This is a genomic window from Prevotella phocaeensis (assembly GCF_900065875.1).
Taxonomy (GTDB): Bacteria; Bacteroidota; Bacteroidia; order Bacteroidales; family Bacteroidaceae; genus Prevotella; species Prevotella phocaeensis.
Window position 1 is genome coordinate 126,435 of sequence record NZ_LT160626.1, and the last position, 19,082, is coordinate 145,516.

11 protein-coding genes are annotated in these 19,082 nt (G+C 43.9%); 6 read left to right on the top strand and 5 right to left on the bottom strand.

What is annotated here, in order from left to right; all coding sequences use genetic code 11:
- Position 1: 1 nt before the first annotated feature.
- Positions 2 to 4,177 (bottom strand): type II CRISPR RNA-guided endonuclease Cas9, encoded by a 4,176-nt coding sequence (gene cas9, locus BN3912_RS08720; protein WP_023983666.1) that lies wholly within the window; start codon positions 4,175 to 4,177, stop codon positions 2 to 4.
- A 217-nt stretch (positions 4,178 to 4,394) separates the two neighbouring features.
- Here cas9 and BN3912_RS08725 point away from each other — a divergent pair, with 217 nt between their 5' ends.
- The gene (locus BN3912_RS08725; RefSeq protein ID WP_023983665.1) at positions 4,395 to 5,042 is read left to right on the top strand and encodes a SprT-like domain-containing protein; all 648 of its coding nucleotides are present in this window, start codon (positions 4,395 to 4,397) and stop codon (positions 5,040 to 5,042) included.
- Between the two features lie 43 nt (positions 5,043 to 5,085).
- On the opposite strand, the gene BN3912_RS08730 is transcribed toward BN3912_RS08725, so the two are convergent.
- The gene (locus BN3912_RS08730) at positions 5,086 to 5,688 is read right to left on the bottom strand and encodes a glutathione peroxidase (protein ID WP_023983664.1); all 603 of its coding nucleotides are present in this window, start codon (positions 5,686 to 5,688) and stop codon (positions 5,086 to 5,088) included.
- A 436-nt stretch (positions 5,689 to 6,124) separates the two neighbouring features.
- Here BN3912_RS08730 and rbr point away from each other — a divergent pair, with 436 nt between their 5' ends.
- From rbr to BN3912_RS08745, 3 genes are all read left to right on the top strand, one after another.
- A complete protein-coding gene (gene rbr, locus BN3912_RS08735) occupies positions 6,125 to 6,778 on the top strand; it encodes a rubrerythrin (protein ID WP_023983663.1) in 654 nt (217 codons plus the stop codon).
- 571 nt (positions 6,779 to 7,349) lie between these two features.
- Positions 7,350 to 7,724: a hypothetical protein gene (locus tag BN3912_RS08740; protein ID WP_023983660.1), complete on the top strand. Its 375-nt coding sequence runs from the start codon at positions 7,350 to 7,352 to the stop codon at positions 7,722 to 7,724.
- A gap of 503 nt (positions 7,725 to 8,227) precedes the next feature.
- Complete coding sequence (locus BN3912_RS08745; protein ID WP_036859214.1) at positions 8,228 to 9,715, top strand: subtype B tannase; 1,488 nt, start codon at positions 8,228 to 8,230, stop codon at positions 9,713 to 9,715.
- Between the two features lie 269 nt (positions 9,716 to 9,984).
- Here the strand turns inward: BN3912_RS08745 and alaS are convergent, their stop codons facing one another.
- Positions 9,985 to 12,606, bottom strand: coding sequence for an alanine--tRNA ligase (alaS, locus tag BN3912_RS08750; protein ID WP_023983657.1), 2,622 nt, complete (start codon positions 12,604 to 12,606; stop codon positions 9,985 to 9,987).
- Between the two features lie 99 nt (positions 12,607 to 12,705).
- Between alaS and BN3912_RS08755 the strand changes: the two genes are divergently transcribed.
- Together BN3912_RS08755 and BN3912_RS08760 are read left to right on the top strand one after the other, a co-directional pair.
- Positions 12,706 to 13,056, top strand: coding sequence for a MerR family transcriptional regulator (locus BN3912_RS08755; RefSeq protein WP_004369796.1), 351 nt, complete (start codon positions 12,706 to 12,708; stop codon positions 13,054 to 13,056).
- Positions 13,057 to 13,733: 677 nt separating this feature from the next.
- Positions 13,734 to 16,088 (top strand): TonB-dependent receptor, encoded by a 2,355-nt coding sequence (locus BN3912_RS08760; protein WP_023983656.1) that lies wholly within the window; start codon positions 13,734 to 13,736, stop codon positions 16,086 to 16,088.
- A 73-nt stretch (positions 16,089 to 16,161) separates the two neighbouring features.
- On the opposite strand, the gene BN3912_RS08765 is transcribed toward BN3912_RS08760, so the two are convergent.
- Positions 16,162 to 17,028, bottom strand: coding sequence for a phosphatidate cytidylyltransferase (locus BN3912_RS08765; protein ID WP_023983655.1), 867 nt, complete (start codon positions 17,026 to 17,028; stop codon positions 16,162 to 16,164).
- 1 nt (position 17,029) lies between these two features.
- Positions 17,030 to 19,066 carry an ATP-dependent zinc metalloprotease FtsH gene (ftsH, locus tag BN3912_RS08770; RefSeq protein ID WP_036859052.1) on the bottom strand — a complete coding sequence of 679 codons (2,037 nt, stop codon included), beginning with the start codon at positions 19,064 to 19,066 and terminating at the stop codon, positions 17,030 to 17,032.
- Positions 19,067 to 19,082: the final 16 nt, after the last annotated feature.

Sequence of the window (19,082 nt, forward strand, 5' to 3'; positions counted from 1 at the left end):
TTTATTTATATTCGCCAACATCTACAATTCTTCCCAAATGATCGATACGTACCTTAACCACACCTGTCAGATTATTTATTGCTTTTATACGTTTCCACGTTATATCTTTAAGTTGAAGGTTTGTATCAACATTCGTTTCAAGATGATGTCTAAAGACATAATAATAATGACTGAGCTTCTGAACTCTAAACAAATTTGGGCTTATCAATGCATAATTCTCTTCGTTTCTAAGGTCGATTTCAAGTGGATTGAACCCCGTATTCGGGTTAGGGAATACAAAATATTCATTCTGTTTCATAGAGAATAAAAACTCCCAATCTTTTTCAGAGTTATAATTTCTATCCACAATCGGCAGGTTTTGAATTGCTCTTGCCGTTGCTTCATAAAACGAAACGATATGTTCCTGTAGATTTCCGTCTCTATCTCGGAAGATAGCAACATGATGATTATTACCGGTGTTCACATAATCGTTCGGTATAGGATAGCCATTATTTCCGATAATAGTGTTACCATGAATATCCTTTTTCACCCTGATCGCCGTTCCATTTGCAATACCTCGTATCTTAACACTCTTAATTGCAATTCCTTTATCTTTATTGAACCATATCGGATTTTGATCAAGATTGGAGAATGCTTTCGCTGCCTCACCGCCGAATTCATTTAATCTTTCTTGAAGAATATTGCGTATTTTAGAGTTGATAACCTTATCTATCTTAATATCCGGTGTGATAGCTTTTCTGATTGTAAATACATCTTCAAAGAACACGATTTTCACTTTCTCGGGCACATGTTTTGTATGCGAACTATTCAACCATATAGGGTGTTTCGATATATTTTGGAATGCTTTCTTTATATTGCCTCCGTATTCGGACAGTCTTTGCATCAACGCTTCCCTGATTTTCTTGTCGGCAACTTTCGCAATGAGTTCTTCTGTCAGTTTTGTGCCGACTTTTATCTCTTCTGTCTTGTAGGTTCTTATCTTGCCGTATACAGTTTCAAGATGCAATTGCCCACGTGGAGTGAGCTGTACTTTTCTATTGGTACCACTCTTAGATTTCGTCTTATTTACATTCTTTGTAACGACCTTATTTTTTGCTTTAATAGAAATAAGAATATTACTTAAATGCTCTTTTGCCTGTTTCCTGAATATCTTGGGATCGATAGGAGGAATAAAAACAAGCTTGTTGTTCTCTCTTTCCAGTTCTTTTTGTTCTATTCCGTAGATCGAACCACCTTTGTTACTCCGCGCATTCAGATTATTCAAATACTGAATAAAGCTCGGTTTGGTAAATGCTATAGTGAGTGCATCCATAGCATGATGCCGATGATCGTTTCGTTTTGTCCAATCTTTGATGTGCCGTACAGTATTCCCGTCTTTGTCTTTATATTCTTCTGTCAAACCTAATTTATCATATTTTTCCCAATTAAGTTCTTTCATAACATTCACCAGTTTCCAGTCTTCGCGCAGTCTGTTGGTGATAGAGCCGGTAGTAGCAGTTACTGTAGGAACGATTTCCCGCAACAGCTCGTGTGCCTTTTTGGCGATATATTGCGAATCGTTCAAGTCTCTATTAAGAAAGTCAGACGGGATATCCGCTTCCCGCATAAGCAACTTTCTGCATTTGGAGCCCGCTTGTTCATTGTTTTTCTTAAACTCTTCTACACGTTGTTCATACTTATAAAGACCTTCTTCTCCATATTTCGACAATACAAAATCATATGCCGTCTGGTTACCTTTCTCGATATTGATGTCTCGAAGTTCGAGTGTTTTGTTTGAATACGAATCGTCGAACAGTCTTGCCTTGGGGATGATATGCTCGATATCGAACTTTTTACTGAATAAATCCTCACGTGGAATGTAAGTATTAGAGTATAAAGTCTTATATCCGTTGGGCTTTAATTCTTCGTAAAGTCGGTAACGAATGATGTCGTTCCGCGTAACATGTTGTATTTTAAACTCTTGTTCGAGTATTCCCTTTATGCGTTCTGTCTCTTTCGTTGCTTTGTTGATGGCAAACGACATATCTTCTCTTTCGGGTTTGCTCTTTTTGAGTTCGCGCGCCATTTCTATTCTTATTTCGTCTATGCTGCCATAAGTGTCGATAACAGAGTTTACGACATTTACCATTTGGTTCAATATCTTTTCGACAATCGGATTACGCAAACTGTTACGTTTTATTTCGTCTAAATGTGTCTTATAGGTCTTCTTATTGATTTCTTCTTTCGTCAGAGAACTTGCAGAATGTCTATATCCCGCCTTGCTACACGCTTCGCTGTATTCATATCCGTCCTGCATGTAAGGAAGAATTTTGCGCATTGCTTTCGAACTTAGGTTACCGTAATCGGGTATAAACGATATATTGGCCAGTATGCGGGCATATTCCGGTTCGAAACCGCACAGCTCTTGAATTCTCTTTACCAATGCTTCGATGCCGGTTTTCGATTGGTCTCCCGCATACGAATAGAGCAAATGCCACAAACGATAAGCAGGTTGCCTCTCGAATTCTTTACCATGCAGGCTCGCATCGAAGTGCAGGAAAGCCGTCTTGTAGCCAAGCCCACCGAAAATTTCTTCTACGGTTTTCTCTGCTTCTTCTGCCGGCATGGCTTGGAAGTCGAACTCTCCGTTTCCGGTCAAACTGATAATATCTTGAAACGCCCTATAAAGACTTGCCATTGTAACGTTGCCGCTGATGACTTTATAATTAAGGTCTAACTCTTTATAATTCTCAAACAAGAGTTTCAAAGCGTCTTTCTTTTTGAGCTCTTTTTTGATGCTTAACTCTTTAAAAAGCGTCAGTTTCTCTTCCTCGTTCAGGTATCTGCACGCCGTGTTCATATCTTCATCCGAGAACAACGACGGCTCCTCATCTTTTTTCCTTTTGGCTTTCCTTCGGCTATTCAGCGGACTCACTTGCAGATTATTCAATACCTGCCATATCTTGAACTCCTGAAACAGCGGCGAAGATTTGGGGCATGTTTTGCTTCCGATGGTTATTTTGCGCAGTTTTCCTTCGGGTGTCTTCACCTCGATTTCCTCATGTTCCAGCTCGCAATAGTTAATAAGCCATTTACAACTCTTCAGCCCGCGTTGGTAAAAGATAATGTCTTTTAGTTCTTTTTTCAGTTCCGGTGTCAGCTCTTTATGGTACGTAGCCTGACTATTCCATATATCATTGAATTCGTCTTCGTAGTCTTGTCGATAGAATATGATATTTTTGAGTCCGGCATTCGGGTTTTCTTCTAATCTCTGCATCAGATATTGCCCGATTGTCTGATGGTTGAAATACAACAATTTGCTGCGATCGCTGATCATGCTTAGGCGTTGACTCGAACCGTTTATCTCGCCATTGATGCTGCAGATTACATATGCAACTTCGTCTATCGTAAGTTGTTTGCGCAGTGCATCCGTGCGCCATGTAAGTTCCTGCAGGCGCTTGTCTTTGCCGGCTATTTTGGCTGTCGACACCTTATACTTTGCATAAAAGATAGCCGACGACTGTGTGCGGCTCTTACCTTTCAGGTCTTCTTTCAATGCATCGCATAGAATTTCCGGATAGAATGTGCGCTGAAAATCCCAAATGCGTTCCAATTCGGCTTTCAAGTCGGATAGGTAGAAGTCCGGACGAGTCTTTTTCCCTTTCTTGAACAGTCGCAGCAGATACTCTCCCGGGGTTATCTGTTCGTTATAGAGAAGTTTGGCCACGTCCATACCGTCTACCAGTGTGCCTTCGTCATCCGTATTCAATTTGCGACTGCTCTTATATCCGCGCTTCTTATTGATCATGAACAGCACGCGTACAAAGTCGTCCAAAGCTATCTTCTCGCATACGGCTTTGGCCCTGTTACTATAAGTTTTAAATATTATGCTGTTATTTGTTTCGCACAAAGGAGTTTCGTCTGTCATCAGTCCATGCCGTTTCAGGCAGTCGGCAAGTGCCTCTCTCCGCAGTTTAAACCGTTGCAGATTTCGCCGTGCACTGCGGCATTTCGTGCGGTCGGCATTGGTAGTAATATCTTTTCCCTTTTCGAAATTCGACTTTTCATCTACCGTCAGAGGGTTTACCCTTACACCTAAACGAATAATAGACGACTGTTCTTCATTGTTTTCTTTTTCATTGACGAGAGCCCACCCAATGCTTGTGGTGCCAAGATCAAGGCCGAGTATTTTTTTCATGATGGTATAATATTAGTATTATTTTACAAAAATATGAAAAATATTCGGAAATGTTTTGCCGATATACAAATAAAACTGTATTTTTGTATTACTAATTTTAGCAAATCACAATAAGGATTATTCCGTTGTGAAAACATTAGGTTTGTCCATCGTCCTTAACGGTGGACTTTTTTGTAAACTCTGTTTGTGGGATAAATATAAAACCAACAAGATATTTATGCAGATAACCGTAGAGTGGATGGAGCGGTGGTTCGCGGAGTTCAACCGAGAGTATTTTGGCGGCGGATTGCCCGTGCCGCGCCTTTCTCTGTCGCGTTCACGCACCCGACTAGGCTCCATGACGTGCAAAAGACAATTTTCTTTCGGGCGCAAACGCTTCTATGATTACGCCATACACCTAAGCAATTACTACGACATGAGCGAGCGCGATTACCAGAATGTGCTGCTTCATGAGATGATACATTACTCGATTGCCTACACCGGATTGCGCGATACATCGCCCCACGGCACCGTGTTTCGCGGCATGATGGAGGCGCTGAATCGAAAACACGGGTGGAATATCAGCGTCAGCACACGGATGCAAGGCAAACAGGTGGCCGAACAGGCACGAAAGCCCAAGCGATATCTTGTGCTGGCCATTGCTCTGACCGACGGCAGGAGTATGCTTTCGGTGGTAAATCCGCGCTATGTAAATGTGCTGAACCGCCGAATACGCAGTATAGCCGAACTGAAACACTACGGTTGGTACACCACGCAGGATGACTATTTTTTCGGTTTCCCGCAGGTAAGAAGTCTGCGCGGGAAGCTCGTAACGGCCGATTTATACAACGAAAAGATACACACAATGACGCCGTTCAGTTTTTAAACAGCGTCATTGTATATGCCATAAGAGCGTAATGTTGTAATTGTCAGAGCAGTTTTTCGACGGCTTTCTCTATTTCCGAAATGCTTTCCGTAGGCTCGAAACGCTGCACTACGTTGCCTTTACGGTCTACCAAGAACTTGGTGAAGTTCCATTTAATGCTGCTCTTCGTTGCATAATCCTTGTCTTGACCGAGCAACATCCGGTGCATGCCTTGCGCTTTCGGGCCATTGCCGAACCCTTTAAAGCCCTGTTTCTGTTTGAGCAACGTGTATAGAGGCGACTCCTCGGGGCCGTTGACGTCGATTTTCTGGAACTGCGGAAACTGTATGTCGAAATTAGCCGTGCAGAATTGGTGGATTTCCCTGTAGGTTCCGGGTGCCTGATTGCCGAACTGATTGCAGGGAAAGTCGAGGATTACCAACCCGCGGTCGCCATATTTCTCGTATAGAGCCTCGAGTTCTTTGTATTGCGGCGTAAATCCGCACTTGGTGGCCGTGTTCACAATGAGCAACACCTTGCCCTCGTATTGTTTCAAACTTACCTCTTTGTTGTCGGCATCTTTTACTTTTATGTCGTAAATACTGCTCTGTGCGGTCGCTCCGGCCACGATCAGTGCGGCCGTAAGCATCAGAATAATTCGTTTCATCATATAATTTTGTTAAACTGTTATGCGGCTGTAAAGATACAACTTTTTTCCGATACGGCGAATATTGGAGAAAAATGTCGGAGGGCATTGTGATGACAGTTGCAGGCAAACGGCGTATCTGTCGCAGATAGGCATACTGTGTAAAGTCGGTAGGAATATCGTTTGATAGTAATAGATAGTATTTCAATTTGCAGATGGCGTATGGTGTGGTACCATATACATATCCTTGCAATATACCGAAATTGATATAAAAAAGGTATTACCTTACCGTTTTGAAAATAATTACAAATATATTTTGCATTTCTTCTTAAAATACCTATCTTTGTAAAACTATGGCAGAGCGTATTACGAATGCACGGACAGGGATATGTGAATATCCCCGACTGCCGGATTAAGAAAGGATATCAGAGATTTTATTTAATTTATACAAAGCATTATGAAAAGAAAATTTATCTGTACCGTATGTGGGTACATCTACGATGGAACGGAGGCTCCGGCAGAATGTCCGGTATGCCATGCTAAATCAGACAAGTTCAAGATTTTCGATCCGAAGGCGTTGAAGGGAACCAAGACGGAGAAAAATCTTCAGACAGCCTTTGCAGGCGAGAGTCAAGCTCACACCAAGTATCAGTTCTTTGCCTCGAAAGCAAAGAAAGAAGGCTATGAACAAATTGCCGACATCTTTATGGAAACGGCGCATAACGAGAAAGAACATGCCAAGTTATGGTTCAAGTTTCTGCACGAAGGCGATATACCTTCTACGCCCGGATGCCTGCTCGAAGCTGCCAATGGTGAGAACTACGAGTGGACGGATATGTACGATCAGATGGCGAAAGATGCCATGGAAGAGGGATTTCCGGAGCTTGCTGTGAAATTCCGTACCGTGAGTGCCATCGAGAAACACCACGAAGAGCGCTATCGCAAACTGCTGAAAAACATCGAAGACGCCGTTGTTTTTGCCCGTGATGGTTCTTGTATCTGGCAATGTCGCAACTGCGGACATATCGTTGTGGGCAAGAAAGCGCCTGAAGTATGCCCCGTTTGTAACCATCCGCAGAGCTTCTTCCAGATAGAAGCCCAGAATTATTAAGCGGTTCTATAGGCATTCAAAGCAAAATATAATGAGAGAAAGGCTTCGGTCTTTCTCTTTTTTTATTTCTACCCGTTGGCGGAATAAAAAAGTTAATGCATTTACAATGCTGCAATATATTCATTTTATTAATGGCAAACTCGTTGGGAAGGTCAAGCATGCACCGAATAAATTCCGCCAATAGGCTGTGTTAATATTTGCGGATATCCGTTTTTATATGTATAATTTTTTATAATATTTTTGAAGATTATAAGAACATTTTTCTATTTTTGTAGCAACGAATGATATTTCTACCTTTTTAATAAAATATTATTATGCAAACAAAATCGTTATTTAATCTATCGTTCGTGATGGTAATGTTGATGGGGGTAAATGCTTGTCAAAGTTCAGATGACGAAGTTGTATTGCTACACGTACAGCTGCGACAAATGATGTAGACAATGTGATATATGTAGCTAACTTCCCTGATGATTGACGATAACGATTACCCTTGGATGGGCAAGGAAAAGATAAAATATAACCATCATGTGCGTATAATAAGATATGCCAAACCGATATAACAATTATTATTATGAAAAGAAATATATTAATTGCGTTTTTATTAGTTCCGCTTCTGCTGGCTTCATGTGATACTGAAAATAATTTCGGTTATCCTTCTAAAGTGACATTTGGAAGGGAAGGAGGAACTAAAATTTGTTCAGGAACAAGCAGTTACTATGGTATAGAAATCGCTGATTATAACGGTAAAGGCGTCGGAGATGAAGCAGGTATAGACACTTCAGTAGTGAAAGTGGCTTATGAATGGTTAACTGTGAAATGTAGAAAATATATTGATACACAATTAGAACTAATGGCCACTCCCAATCATACAGGGAAAAGACGTACGCTTTATGTATATGTATGGGTTAATGACCATTTCGCAGATATTAAGGTGGTGCAATATTAACTTAACGTAAGTGCATCGAATTTGTGTCTTATTAAGTTCTATATAAAAGGAAAGAATGGTCTTTCAAACTTTGAAAAGACTGGATTAAAGGTCTGTAACAGAGCTGAAAACGAAACTAAATAAACGGGAATCCATCAAATTCCCGTTTATTTTATATTCTGTGAACAGAGCGGTTCCCGTTTATATTTCTTTGTAACTCGACACTACAATTTACCTTTAATCCTTAAATTTACAAATATCTATAGTTCGTTGAATTCCCATTATTTTATTTTCTGTCCCCAATACAGTATAATAATACCTTTTTACCATGTGATCTGAATATAAGAAAAAGATGTTAAAATAAGGGCTTAACCATTAAACGAATAGGGGCTCTTGCCGTCTTATTCACAGAAGTTATGGTGGAATCATCCGCGCTGTGAAGTTCTAAAACAGTACTGATATGTAAATTGCATCCGGGTGCCGTAAACATTGTTCCGCAAGGTGAAATTATATATAGTGGAAATATGAAGAAAAGAATTATTATGTTTGTCGTTGCTGCAGCGTGCATATCGGGTGCCGTAACAGCAAAGAAAGTTGCACCGAAGTTGACGTTCGATGCCGGTAAAGGGCTGTCCGGAGAGCTTACCATGCCGCAAGGGCAGCAGTTGAAGTACACCGCATACACGAAACTCTATTTTGTTACCCAAGTAGAAGACTCCACCTATCAGTATCTCAACATCTTCGTACCTGAGGGAGCCACCCAGTCTTCTCCCATTTTCATGCGCACCTATGTGGGCGGTTATATGGCTTCCGAGGCAGGATATCCGCAGGCTGGCGATGCCACGGGGCGGGCTTTGCAGGAGGGTTATGTGGTTGTAATACCCGGAAGTCGCGGGCGTAACTCCACTGTAAAGCGGGGTAAGAAGACCGTTTATACGGGGCGTGCACCGAAGGCATTGCTCGATCTGAAGGCGGCAGTAAGGTATTTGAGATATTTCGATAAAGAAATTCCGGGCGATGCCGAGAAGATAATTACCGATGGCACAAGCGCCGGCGGCGCTATGTCGGCACTGTTAGGCGCCACGGGCAACAATCCGGCATACGAAAAGTATCTTGCTGAAATGGGTGCGGCGCCGGTTCGAGACGATGTGTTTGCCAGTGTGTGCTTTTGTCCGATTACGGATTTAGAGCATGCCGATATGGCTTATGAGTGGCTTTATGGGAACACGTCAAGCCGACAAGCACTTACCAATATCATTGCAAAGCAGATTTCAGCGGAGCTTTCCGCGCTGTTTCCCGCTTATGTCAATAGTCTTACCCTGCATAAGCCCGATGGTACGCCGCTTACGGCCGACAACTATCTCGCATACATCAAACAGTTGCTTATTGAGAGTGCGCAATTTGCCAAGGATGCAGGGGCGGATATTCCCGACAGTATCGGCTTCCGTTTCAGCAATGAAGCCGGTTGGACGCCTCCGCTCAACGGTGGTGTAATGCCCAGTTTGCCTATGAAAGGGAATAAGATGTCGGCCGGACGGAAGAAACAAGTAGGAGAGTATATCACCGATTTAGATATGTCGAAGTACTTGAATTATGTGTCTAATGTTACTGCATTGAAGGGAGTGCCAGCATTCGACAGCTATATGGTGGGCGGAGCTGCTGCAAGTGGCGAGAACGGCGAGTTCGGAGATGCCAGCGGGAGTAATGCTAATTTTACGGAGTTTGCGGCTTCTAAAACGGGAAAAGCCATTTCTGAGAATGTGAAAGAGAACGCGAGACTGCTGAACCCTATGAACTTCATCGGCGACGACCGGTCGACCGTGGCGCAACATTGGTATATCCGTCATGGTGCGAGAGACCGAGATACCGCCTTTTCCGTGCCTATCAATTTGGCGATGAAGTTGCAGAATGTGGGGAAAGATGTAAATTTCAAACTTCCTTGGAACCGCCCTCACAGCGGCGACTACGCACTTAACGAGCTCTTTGAGTGGTTGAACAAACTTGTTAAATAGGTGAGTCTTTCTTTCTTTTTCCAAGGAGGGAAACAATAAGATTATTATATTAATTTGTATTATACCCCTGTATACTTTCACTTCCTAAGGCTTGATGAGAAAAAGATTGCCATAACAATTTATGTCAAATACATACCTTAATGGTATTTCTCAGATAAAATTCGATTTTATGAAAGGCTTCTTGCTGTTCATTGAAACCATATTGAAATAACAAATCGGCCGCATCTCATCGAGAAGATGCGACCGATTTGTTTTGACAGATCACTTGTTTATAAGTTCGCCAATGCTATTACCTTATCGACAGCAGCATTGATTCCGTCGATATTCTTGCCGCCAGCCTGCGCATAGTGAGGCTGTCCGCCACCGCCGCCTTGTATGAGTTTGGCGGCTTCGCGGATCATCTGTCCGGCATTCAGGTGATGTTCTTTTACCATATCATTGCTGAGCATGACGCTTAGCAGCGGTTTATCGTTAGCCGTAGAGCCTATTACACAGACGAGATTTTGCGGGATTGCCTCGCGAATTTTGAATACCAAATCCTTGGCAGACGATGGTTCAATGGGTAGAATAGACCTTACTACCGTGGTTCCGTTGACTATCGTAGCCCGCTTGATAACCTCATCTTTAGTACGTTCCACAGTCTGTGCGTGGAATTTTTCTATATCTTTCTTCATCAAATCGTGCTCTTCGATATACTTACCAATAACGCCTCGCAGGTCTTTAGCATTGTTGAACAGCGTACGGATGTCTTTCAACGTATCTTCCAGTGCGTAGTAAGTCTCCTCACACATCTTGCCTGTCATAGCTTCGAAGCGCCGGATGCCCGCAGCAACACTGCTTTCAGAGATAATTTTGAACATACCTATGCGCCCCGTGCTCTTGGCATGAATGCCTCCACAGAACTCGCACGACGGGCCGAAACGCACTACTCGAACTTTGTCGCCATACTTCTCTCCGAAGAGAGCTACCGCCCCCATCTTCTTTGCTTCCTCCACCGGAGTGTCTCGGTGCTCATCAAGAGGGAAGTCCTGACGGATCATTTCGTTGACCATCCGTTCTACCTGTCGTATTTCTTCATCCGTAACTTTTTGGAAATGCGAAAAATCGAAGCGCAATGTATCAGGTGAAACATACGAACCTTTCTGCTCTACATGATCGCCAAGCACCTGCTTTAAGGCATAATCCAACAGGTGCGTTGCGGTATGGTTGGCTGCACTGGCATCACGTTTTTCGGTGTCTACACATGCCATGAAGTCTGCCGAGGGCTCCTTGGGCAATTGTTTGACGATATGAATGCTTTGGTTATTCTCCCGTTTGGTATCGATAATCTCCACTTTCTCGTTCTCGTTCACCAGCACACCTTGGTCGCCTACCTGTCCTCCCATTTCGCCATAGAACGGTGTATAGTCGAGTACAAGTTCGAAAAACGTATTCTTTTTCTGCGTCACCTGACGGTAACGAAGAATATGGCACTCGTGTTCTGTATAATCGTACCCTACGAATTGCTGTTCTCCTTTGCGTAACACAACCCAATCTCCGTTCTCGACGACGGCGGCATTACGTGCACGTGCTTTCTGTTTTTCCATCTCCTCATCGAACTGTTTCTCATCTACAGTGAAACCGTTTTCACGACAAATGAGTTCGGTAAGGTCGAGCGGAAAGCCATAGGTATCGAACAGACGGAAAGCCTGTACACCATCAAGGCGGTTTTTCCCTGCCGCTTTCAACTCGTTCATGGCTGCATTCAGTAGGTTGATACCCTTCTCCAAGGTGCGCAGGAAGCTGTCTTCTTCCTCTTTCATCACCCGTGCAATTAGTTCTTGCTGTGCCGAAAGTTCAGGATAGGCGGCACCCATTTCACGAACCAGCACGGGCAATAACTTATACATGAATGCCTCTTTCTGGTCGAGGAATGTGTAGGCATAGCGCACGGCACGGCGGAGAATGCGGCGAATAACATATCCGGCTTTGGCATTGCTCGGTAACTGACCGTCGGCAATGGAGAACGCTACTGCACGCAGATGGTCGGCCACCACGCGCATGGCCACATCGATATCTTCGCGCTCGCCATATTCCTTGCCCGACAGGCGCGATATCTCCCGAATGATGGGCTGGAAAATATCTGTGTCGTAATTGGAATGTTTGCCCTGAAGCATGCGCACCAACCGCTCGAAGCCCATGCCGGTATCGATGACATGCATGGGAAGCGGTTCAAGAGAGCCGTCTGCCTTGCGGTTGAACTGCATAAAAACCACGTTCCATATCTCTATCACCTGCGGATTGTCTTTATTCACAAGTTCCCTTCCGGGCACCTTTGCTTTCTCTTCCGGAGTACGCGAATCTACATGGATTTCAGTACATGGACCGCAGGGGCCTGTATCACCCATTTCCCAAAAGTTATCGTGTTTGTTTCCCTCTATGATATGATCGGCCGGCAAATGTTTTGCCCAATATCGGGCTGCCTCATCGTCGCGCGGAATATTTTCTTCGGGAGAACCCTCGAAAATCGTTACATATAAGTCTTTCGGATCGAGATGCAGCACTTCTACAAGATATTCCCAAGCGTAATCGATGGCCCCCTCTTTGAAATAGTCGCCGAAACTCCAGTTGCCAAGCATTTCGAACATGGTGTGATGGTATGTGTCGTGTCCTACTTCTTCCAGATCGTTATGCTTTCCACTTACGCGCAGACACTTCTGCGAGTCGGTGCGCCGACGCGGTTCGGGCTGCTTGGTTCCGAGGATAATATCTTTCCATTGATTCATACCTGCGTTCGTAAACATCAGCGTGGGATCGTCTTTAATCACCATAGGTGCCGATGGTACGATAACGTGTCCTTTCGATTCGAAGAACTTCTTGTACGAATCACGGATTTCGTTCGCTGTCATCATCTTTATTTCTGCTTTAATATTTAAATTTCATCTAAAAGTGTTGCAAAGATACTTTGTTTTCGTTATTTTTGCAAATAAATCAATAAAAAGCTACTGTCTATGGCGTTAAATGCAAATAAAAATACGAAGTTGTATTACTCGATACGCGAGGTGGCTCGAAAGTTCGATATTAACGAGAGCACGCTTAGGTATTGGGAAACGGAATTCCCACAACTCAAGCCGAAGACATCTGTCCAGAATAAAATCCGTCAATATACCGAAAAAGATATTGAACAAATAAGACTTATCTACAATTTGGTGAAGGTGCGCGGCTTTAAACTTGCTGCTGCAAGAAAAATGCTTAACGAAAATCGGCAGGGTGTAGATAAGAGTTCCGAGGTTTTGGAAACGTTGATATCTGTAAGAGATCAATTGCAAGATTTGAAAATACATCTGGATGGGCTTGTATAGAGTATCGTATACTGGATGTTCTCTCGTTACCGGATATTATTCGGATGGTATTTATTGTAATACCTGACAAGTTGTATTTTTTTACTGTCGTTTGCCTGTATTCTTGTAAAATGCTGTTCGCTAATAGGATATAAATATCATTTGTATGATGATATAAGGGTATTCTTGTCTTTTCGTGCATTTGATCGTCTGTTTAATTATTTATTCTTATTATTGCATTGTTGCGCGAATTTCTGTCGATATTCATGCATACGGGCATGTCGCAAGATGCCTTTATCTATATGAAACGTGTGTGCCGATTTAGTTGAGGCATATATTTATTCGATATAGATAGTGGTTCCAAAAGGGTTAGATGATATGTCCGGTGGGCGTAGGCAGCATGTGTAATACAGATAGGGGAGGCGTTCGTATGATCTGTGTTGCTTTACATGCCTACTTATGGGTAGTTTGTAAAACTGACAGAATGGCGGTTTGTAAAGCGTGTTGTAAAGGTAATAGTCTGTAAGACATAGAAATATGGTTTTTGCAAATACCATTTTTGTTTGTCAAAATTGTCTTTTGACGTTCTTATTTTTCCAAATCATGGCTTTTAGGTATTGCGGGAACAATCCACAGTGTGTAACTTTGCATGTGTGAAAGCCCTCATAGGCAGTAATTAATTTACTTAATTTTTATATATGAATAAATCTACTTTTTACATTTTATTATCATTATTCTTGTGTTTGCCGGGGACCCTATGGGCGGCAGACGACAATACGACCGACACAGGTACCGATGCCAATGTATTCGGGCATGTGGTGGATGCCAAAACAAATGAACATCTGCCTTACGTATATGTGGCGGTGAACGGCACTACACTTGAAACATCGACCGATGCGACGGGGCATTATTTTCTGAAACACCTGCCGATTGGTACGTGTACCATTGAGGTGAAACTGCTGGGTTACCGTACTTCAAAGCGCGAAATAACGACAGTTGCGGGTAAAACCTTAGAGCTTAACTTCGAACTGACTGCCGATGCAATATCGCTCGATGAGGTTGTAACCACGGCAAACCGTTCGCAAACATTGCGCAGAGAGGCCCCTGCACTGGTGAATGTGGTGGATACGAAAACTTTCGAGGTTACGAATTCTGCTTGTCTGTCGCACGGACTCAACTTTCAGCCGGGCGTAAGAACGGAGGATAACTGCCAGAATTGCGGTTTTTCACAGGTACGCATCAATGGATTAGACGGCCATTATTCGCAGATATTGATAGATTCTCGACCTGTTTTCAGTTCGCTCAACGGTATATATGGCTTAGAACAAATTCCGGCAAACATGATAGATCGCGTAGAAGTGGTACGTGGCGGAGGTTCGGCTCTCTATGGGGCATCGGCGATTGGCGGTACTATCAATGTGATTACCAAGGAGCCGTTGCGCAATTCGGCTGAACTTGCACATACGATAACCTCTATTAACGGCAAGGGTGGCTATGAGAACAATACCACCGCCAATGCATCTTTGGTGACAGAAGACGGTAAAGTGGGCTTTTATGTTTACGGGCAGCATCATTATCGACCGGGCTACGATCACGACGGAGATGGCTATACTGAGCTGCCGAACCTACGTAATCAGACGGTTGGTTTTAGCTCTTTCTATAAATTCAGTTCCTATTCGAAACTCACATTGCAGTATCATAATACAAGCGAATTCCGCAGGGGAGGCAATCGCCTCGAACTTGCTCCGCACGAGGCTAATATAGCTGAACAGGGCGACCACGAGGTAAATAGCGGAAACTTGGCCTACGATTTTATTTCGCATGATGCAAAAGATCGACTCAAGGCTTATTTCTCGTTTTCGAATACGTTGCGCAAGAGTTATTACGGCGGTATAGGTAAGGGTACTCCAGATGATGTGGAGACGGCCCGCAAGGCATACGGTCGTACGAAAGATTTTACGTATATCTTTGGTTCGCAGTATGTGCATAGCTTCGACAAACTGCTCATGATGCCGTCGGATCTCACTATAGGGGCGGAATATAGTTATGATGGGTTGCATGACCTGATTGTGGGTTACAATCATCTGCTCGATCAAAAGGTGCGTGTTGCCAGCGGTTATTTTCAAAACGAGTGGAAAAACCGGCGATGGAGTTTTCTTCTTGGCGGACGCTTCGATAAGCATAATCTGATCGGGCATGTTATCTTCAGTCCACGAGTGAATGTGCGGTGGAACCCGTCGGATAATGTTAATTTACGTGCAAGCTACTCCGGAGGATTTCGTGCACCGCAGGCATTTGACGAGGATCTACATGTAGGCTTCGCAGGCGGTGAACGTATCGTTACTCAACTGGCCTCCAATCTGAAAGAGGAACGCTCTCATAGCTTCAGTGTTTCGGCAGATATGTACAGAAACTTTGGTTCTGTGCAGACTAATTTCCTCTTCGAAGCCTTTTACACATTGCTTACAGACAAATTCGCGCTCCGTACACTCGATCGTAAAGACGCGGAAGGCAACGATATACAGGAACGTTATAACAGCGGGGGTGCCAAAGTATTTGGATTGAACATGGAAGCTCGTGCCGCTCTTACGTCGTGGTTCTCGTTGCAAGCCGGTATCACTTTGCAGAAAAGTAGGTACGATCAGCCCGAAGAATGGAACGATAAGGCCCCCAAGGAGAGGAGAATACTGCGCACGCCGGATACATATGGGTATTTTACAGCTTCGTTTACGCCTGTTAGAAGTTTCTCTGCGTCCCTTACGGGTAACTATACAGGAAGCATGCTTGTAGGACATGCCGCCCATACATTGGAAAATGGCACGGATATATCGCCAATTGCCGTGAATACTCCTTCGTTCTTGTCGCTGAATATGAAGCTGGCATACGATATACCTATAACGAACTACGTAAAAATGCAGCTGAATGGCGGCATCCAAAACGTAACCAACGCTTATCAGAAAGACTTTGATAGAGGATGGGGACGCGACTCTGCTTATATTTATGGGCCCGGATTACCGCGCTGCTATTTCCTCGGACTAAAATTATCTTATTGATTTAAGCAGGACGGTAGAAAACAATAAGGTGGGCAATCTTATAGGATTGCCCACCTTATTGTTATATATGATCTTATCGGAACAATGTAATTGTGTAGATATAAATAACGGCAGCGGGGATTGCCATTAGCGAAGAGTCGAAACGGTCGAGCATACCGCCGTGACCGGGTAGTATGTTCCCACTGTCTTTAATGCCGAGTGTACGTTTGAAAAGCGACTCTACAAGGTCGCCCCATGTACCGAAGAATACGACAACAAGGCCGAGTCCCAGCCATTGGATTATGTTGAGTGCGTGTGTGTTTCCACCGCTGTTTGCGATATATCCAACAACTGCTGCAACTATCAGTACCGTAATGCCGCCTCCGATGGAGCCCTCCCAGCTTTTCCCGGGCGATATACGGGGGAAAAGTTTATGCTTGCCGAAAAGCGAACCGGCACAATAGGCGCCGGTGTCGTTCGTCCAAAGAAAGATGAACACGCTCAACGGCAGTACGAAATCGTAATGTACCGTGCCTGTTGCTTGCGAACGGAACGCCAATACGTTAATCATAGATAACGGAAGGGCTATGTACATCTGCGAAAGCATGGTGTAGGCCCAGTCGTGAATGGCATTCTTGTTTTTGGTATATAGCTCGCTGATAAACAGATAAACTACCGTAAGAAGGTAAGGAATGAAACCAGCAGAAGGAATAATCCCACTGCAATAACCTGCTACGGCAAGGAAAAAATACACGCCGGCCGCAGTGGTAATGAAGCGATTTACGGTAACATCCGGTAATTGGTTTATCAAACCGGTGTACTCCCAAATGGTCATACCCGTGATGGCCGCAAACAAAAGCATCATTACTTCGGGACGGAACGAGATGCCTGTAACCATGATGGCTACGAAGATGACACCGCTTATCGTTCGCGTAATCAGGTTCTTCAGTTTATCCGACATATTAATTTTCTTTGTTTTCGTTTTCTTTTTTCATCTTGTCGTGAGCCTCCATAGCCTCTTTCACTTCCGGAAGTTCTTTCACTTTATCATCTCTAAGTTTGGCATTGTCGTCGAATATTTCCTGTGAACGGCTCACCCAAGGGCGCTTTCCGAAGATACGTTCCACATCTTCGGCAAAGATAACCTCACGAGTAATCAGCAAATTGGCAAGTTCTTCGTGCCCCTTTTGGTGTTCGGTAAGTATTCTTTTTGCACGATCATACTGCTCATTGATCATTTTTAGCACCTCATCATCCATGATTTTCGCCGTTGTTTCGGAATAAGGACGTTGGAATTGGTATTCCTGATTATTGTAATAACAGATGTTGGGCAACTTATCACTCATGCCCGCATATGCGATCATGCCGAATGCACTTTTGGTAGCACGTTCGAGATCGTTCATTGCACCGGTCGAAATATGGCCTGTGAAGAGTTCTTCTGCTGCACGACCGCCAAGTAAGGCACACATCTCGTCGAGCATTTGTTCCTTGGTTGTTATCTGTCGTTCTTCGGGTAAATACCACGCGGCGCCAAGTGCTTGCCCGCGAGGTACTATGGATACCTTGACAAGAGGGTTGGCATGTTCGCAGAACCAAGAGATTGTAGCGTGCCCGGCTTCATGAATAGCGATGGTACGTTTCTCGGTTGCCGTCATTACTTTCGTCTTCTTTTCGAGACCGCCGATAATTCTGTCTACGGCATCTAAAAAGTCTTGCTTGCTTACCGTCTTGCTATCGTGCCGTGCAGCGATAAGTGCAGCCTCGTTACATACATTGGCTATATCTGCTCCGGAGAACCCGGGAGTCTGACGAGCTAAGAAATCTATATCCAATGAATTGTCGGTTTTGACGGGCTTCAGATGTACTTGGAAAATTTCTTTTCGTTCTTGCAAGTCGGGTAGGTCTACATTAATCTGGCGATCGAAGCGCCCTGCACGCAATAAAGCCTTATCTAACATATCGGCTCTATTGGTGGCTGCGAGCACGATTACACCGCTGTTGGTACCGAAACCATCCATTTCTGTAAGCAATGCATTTAGCGTGTTTTCACGCTCATCATTGCCTCCCATTGATGGATTTTTACTACGTGCACGGCCTACGGCATCGATCTCGTCGATGAAAATAATACACGGAGCTTTTTCTTTTGCTTGATGGAATACATCTCTGACGCGGCTTGCGCCCACACCGACAAACATTTCAACAAAGTCGGAACCGCTCATTGAGAAGAACGGAACGCCTGCTTCGCCCGCAACGGCCTTGGCAAGAAGTGTCTTACCTGTTCCCGGAGGGCCAACCAAGAGGGCTCCCTTGGGGATCTTTCCTCCCAACTCAGTGTATTTCTTCGGGTTTTTCAGGAACTCTACAATCTCTTGAACCTCCTGTTTGGCACCGGCTTGTCCGGCAACGTCTTTAAATGTTATGCCAAGATCGTTGCCCTTTTCGTACATTCTCGCCTTACTCTTGCCTACGCTGAATACGCCGCCTCCTGTGGCTCCACCGCCCATACGTCGCAGAAACCACAATGTGAGAAACAGAAGGAATACCCAAGGTAACACGTTAAACAGCAAATGCGTCATGACACTGCTATCTTTGTTATCATAGCTGAAGTCTACAAGTTTGCCCTGTTGTTGCGCTGAAGTGAGGTATCGTTCCAGTTCATCAACGGAACCGAACTCAACACTGACGTAGGGATTTTGCCCCACCTGTTTGGCATTCATGTGGAAAACATCCTGTATATTCTTCTCTTTAATGTACAATTTCAGTTTACTATCGTTCTTATTAATGACGACACTCTTGGCATATCCCTTGGCTACGTATTGCTTAAACTTGGTGTAGGTGGCTATCTGACTGCCGCCTCCGCCGGCCAAGGAGTCGCCATTTCCCATGTAAAAGAGAACAAGGGCGATGACAATTGCGATGCCATAAAACCAGTTCATGTTGAACCGAGGCATTTTAGGTTGCTCTTCGTTATTGTTAAAATGATTGTTGTTTTTGTCCATAATTCGATAAAAATGT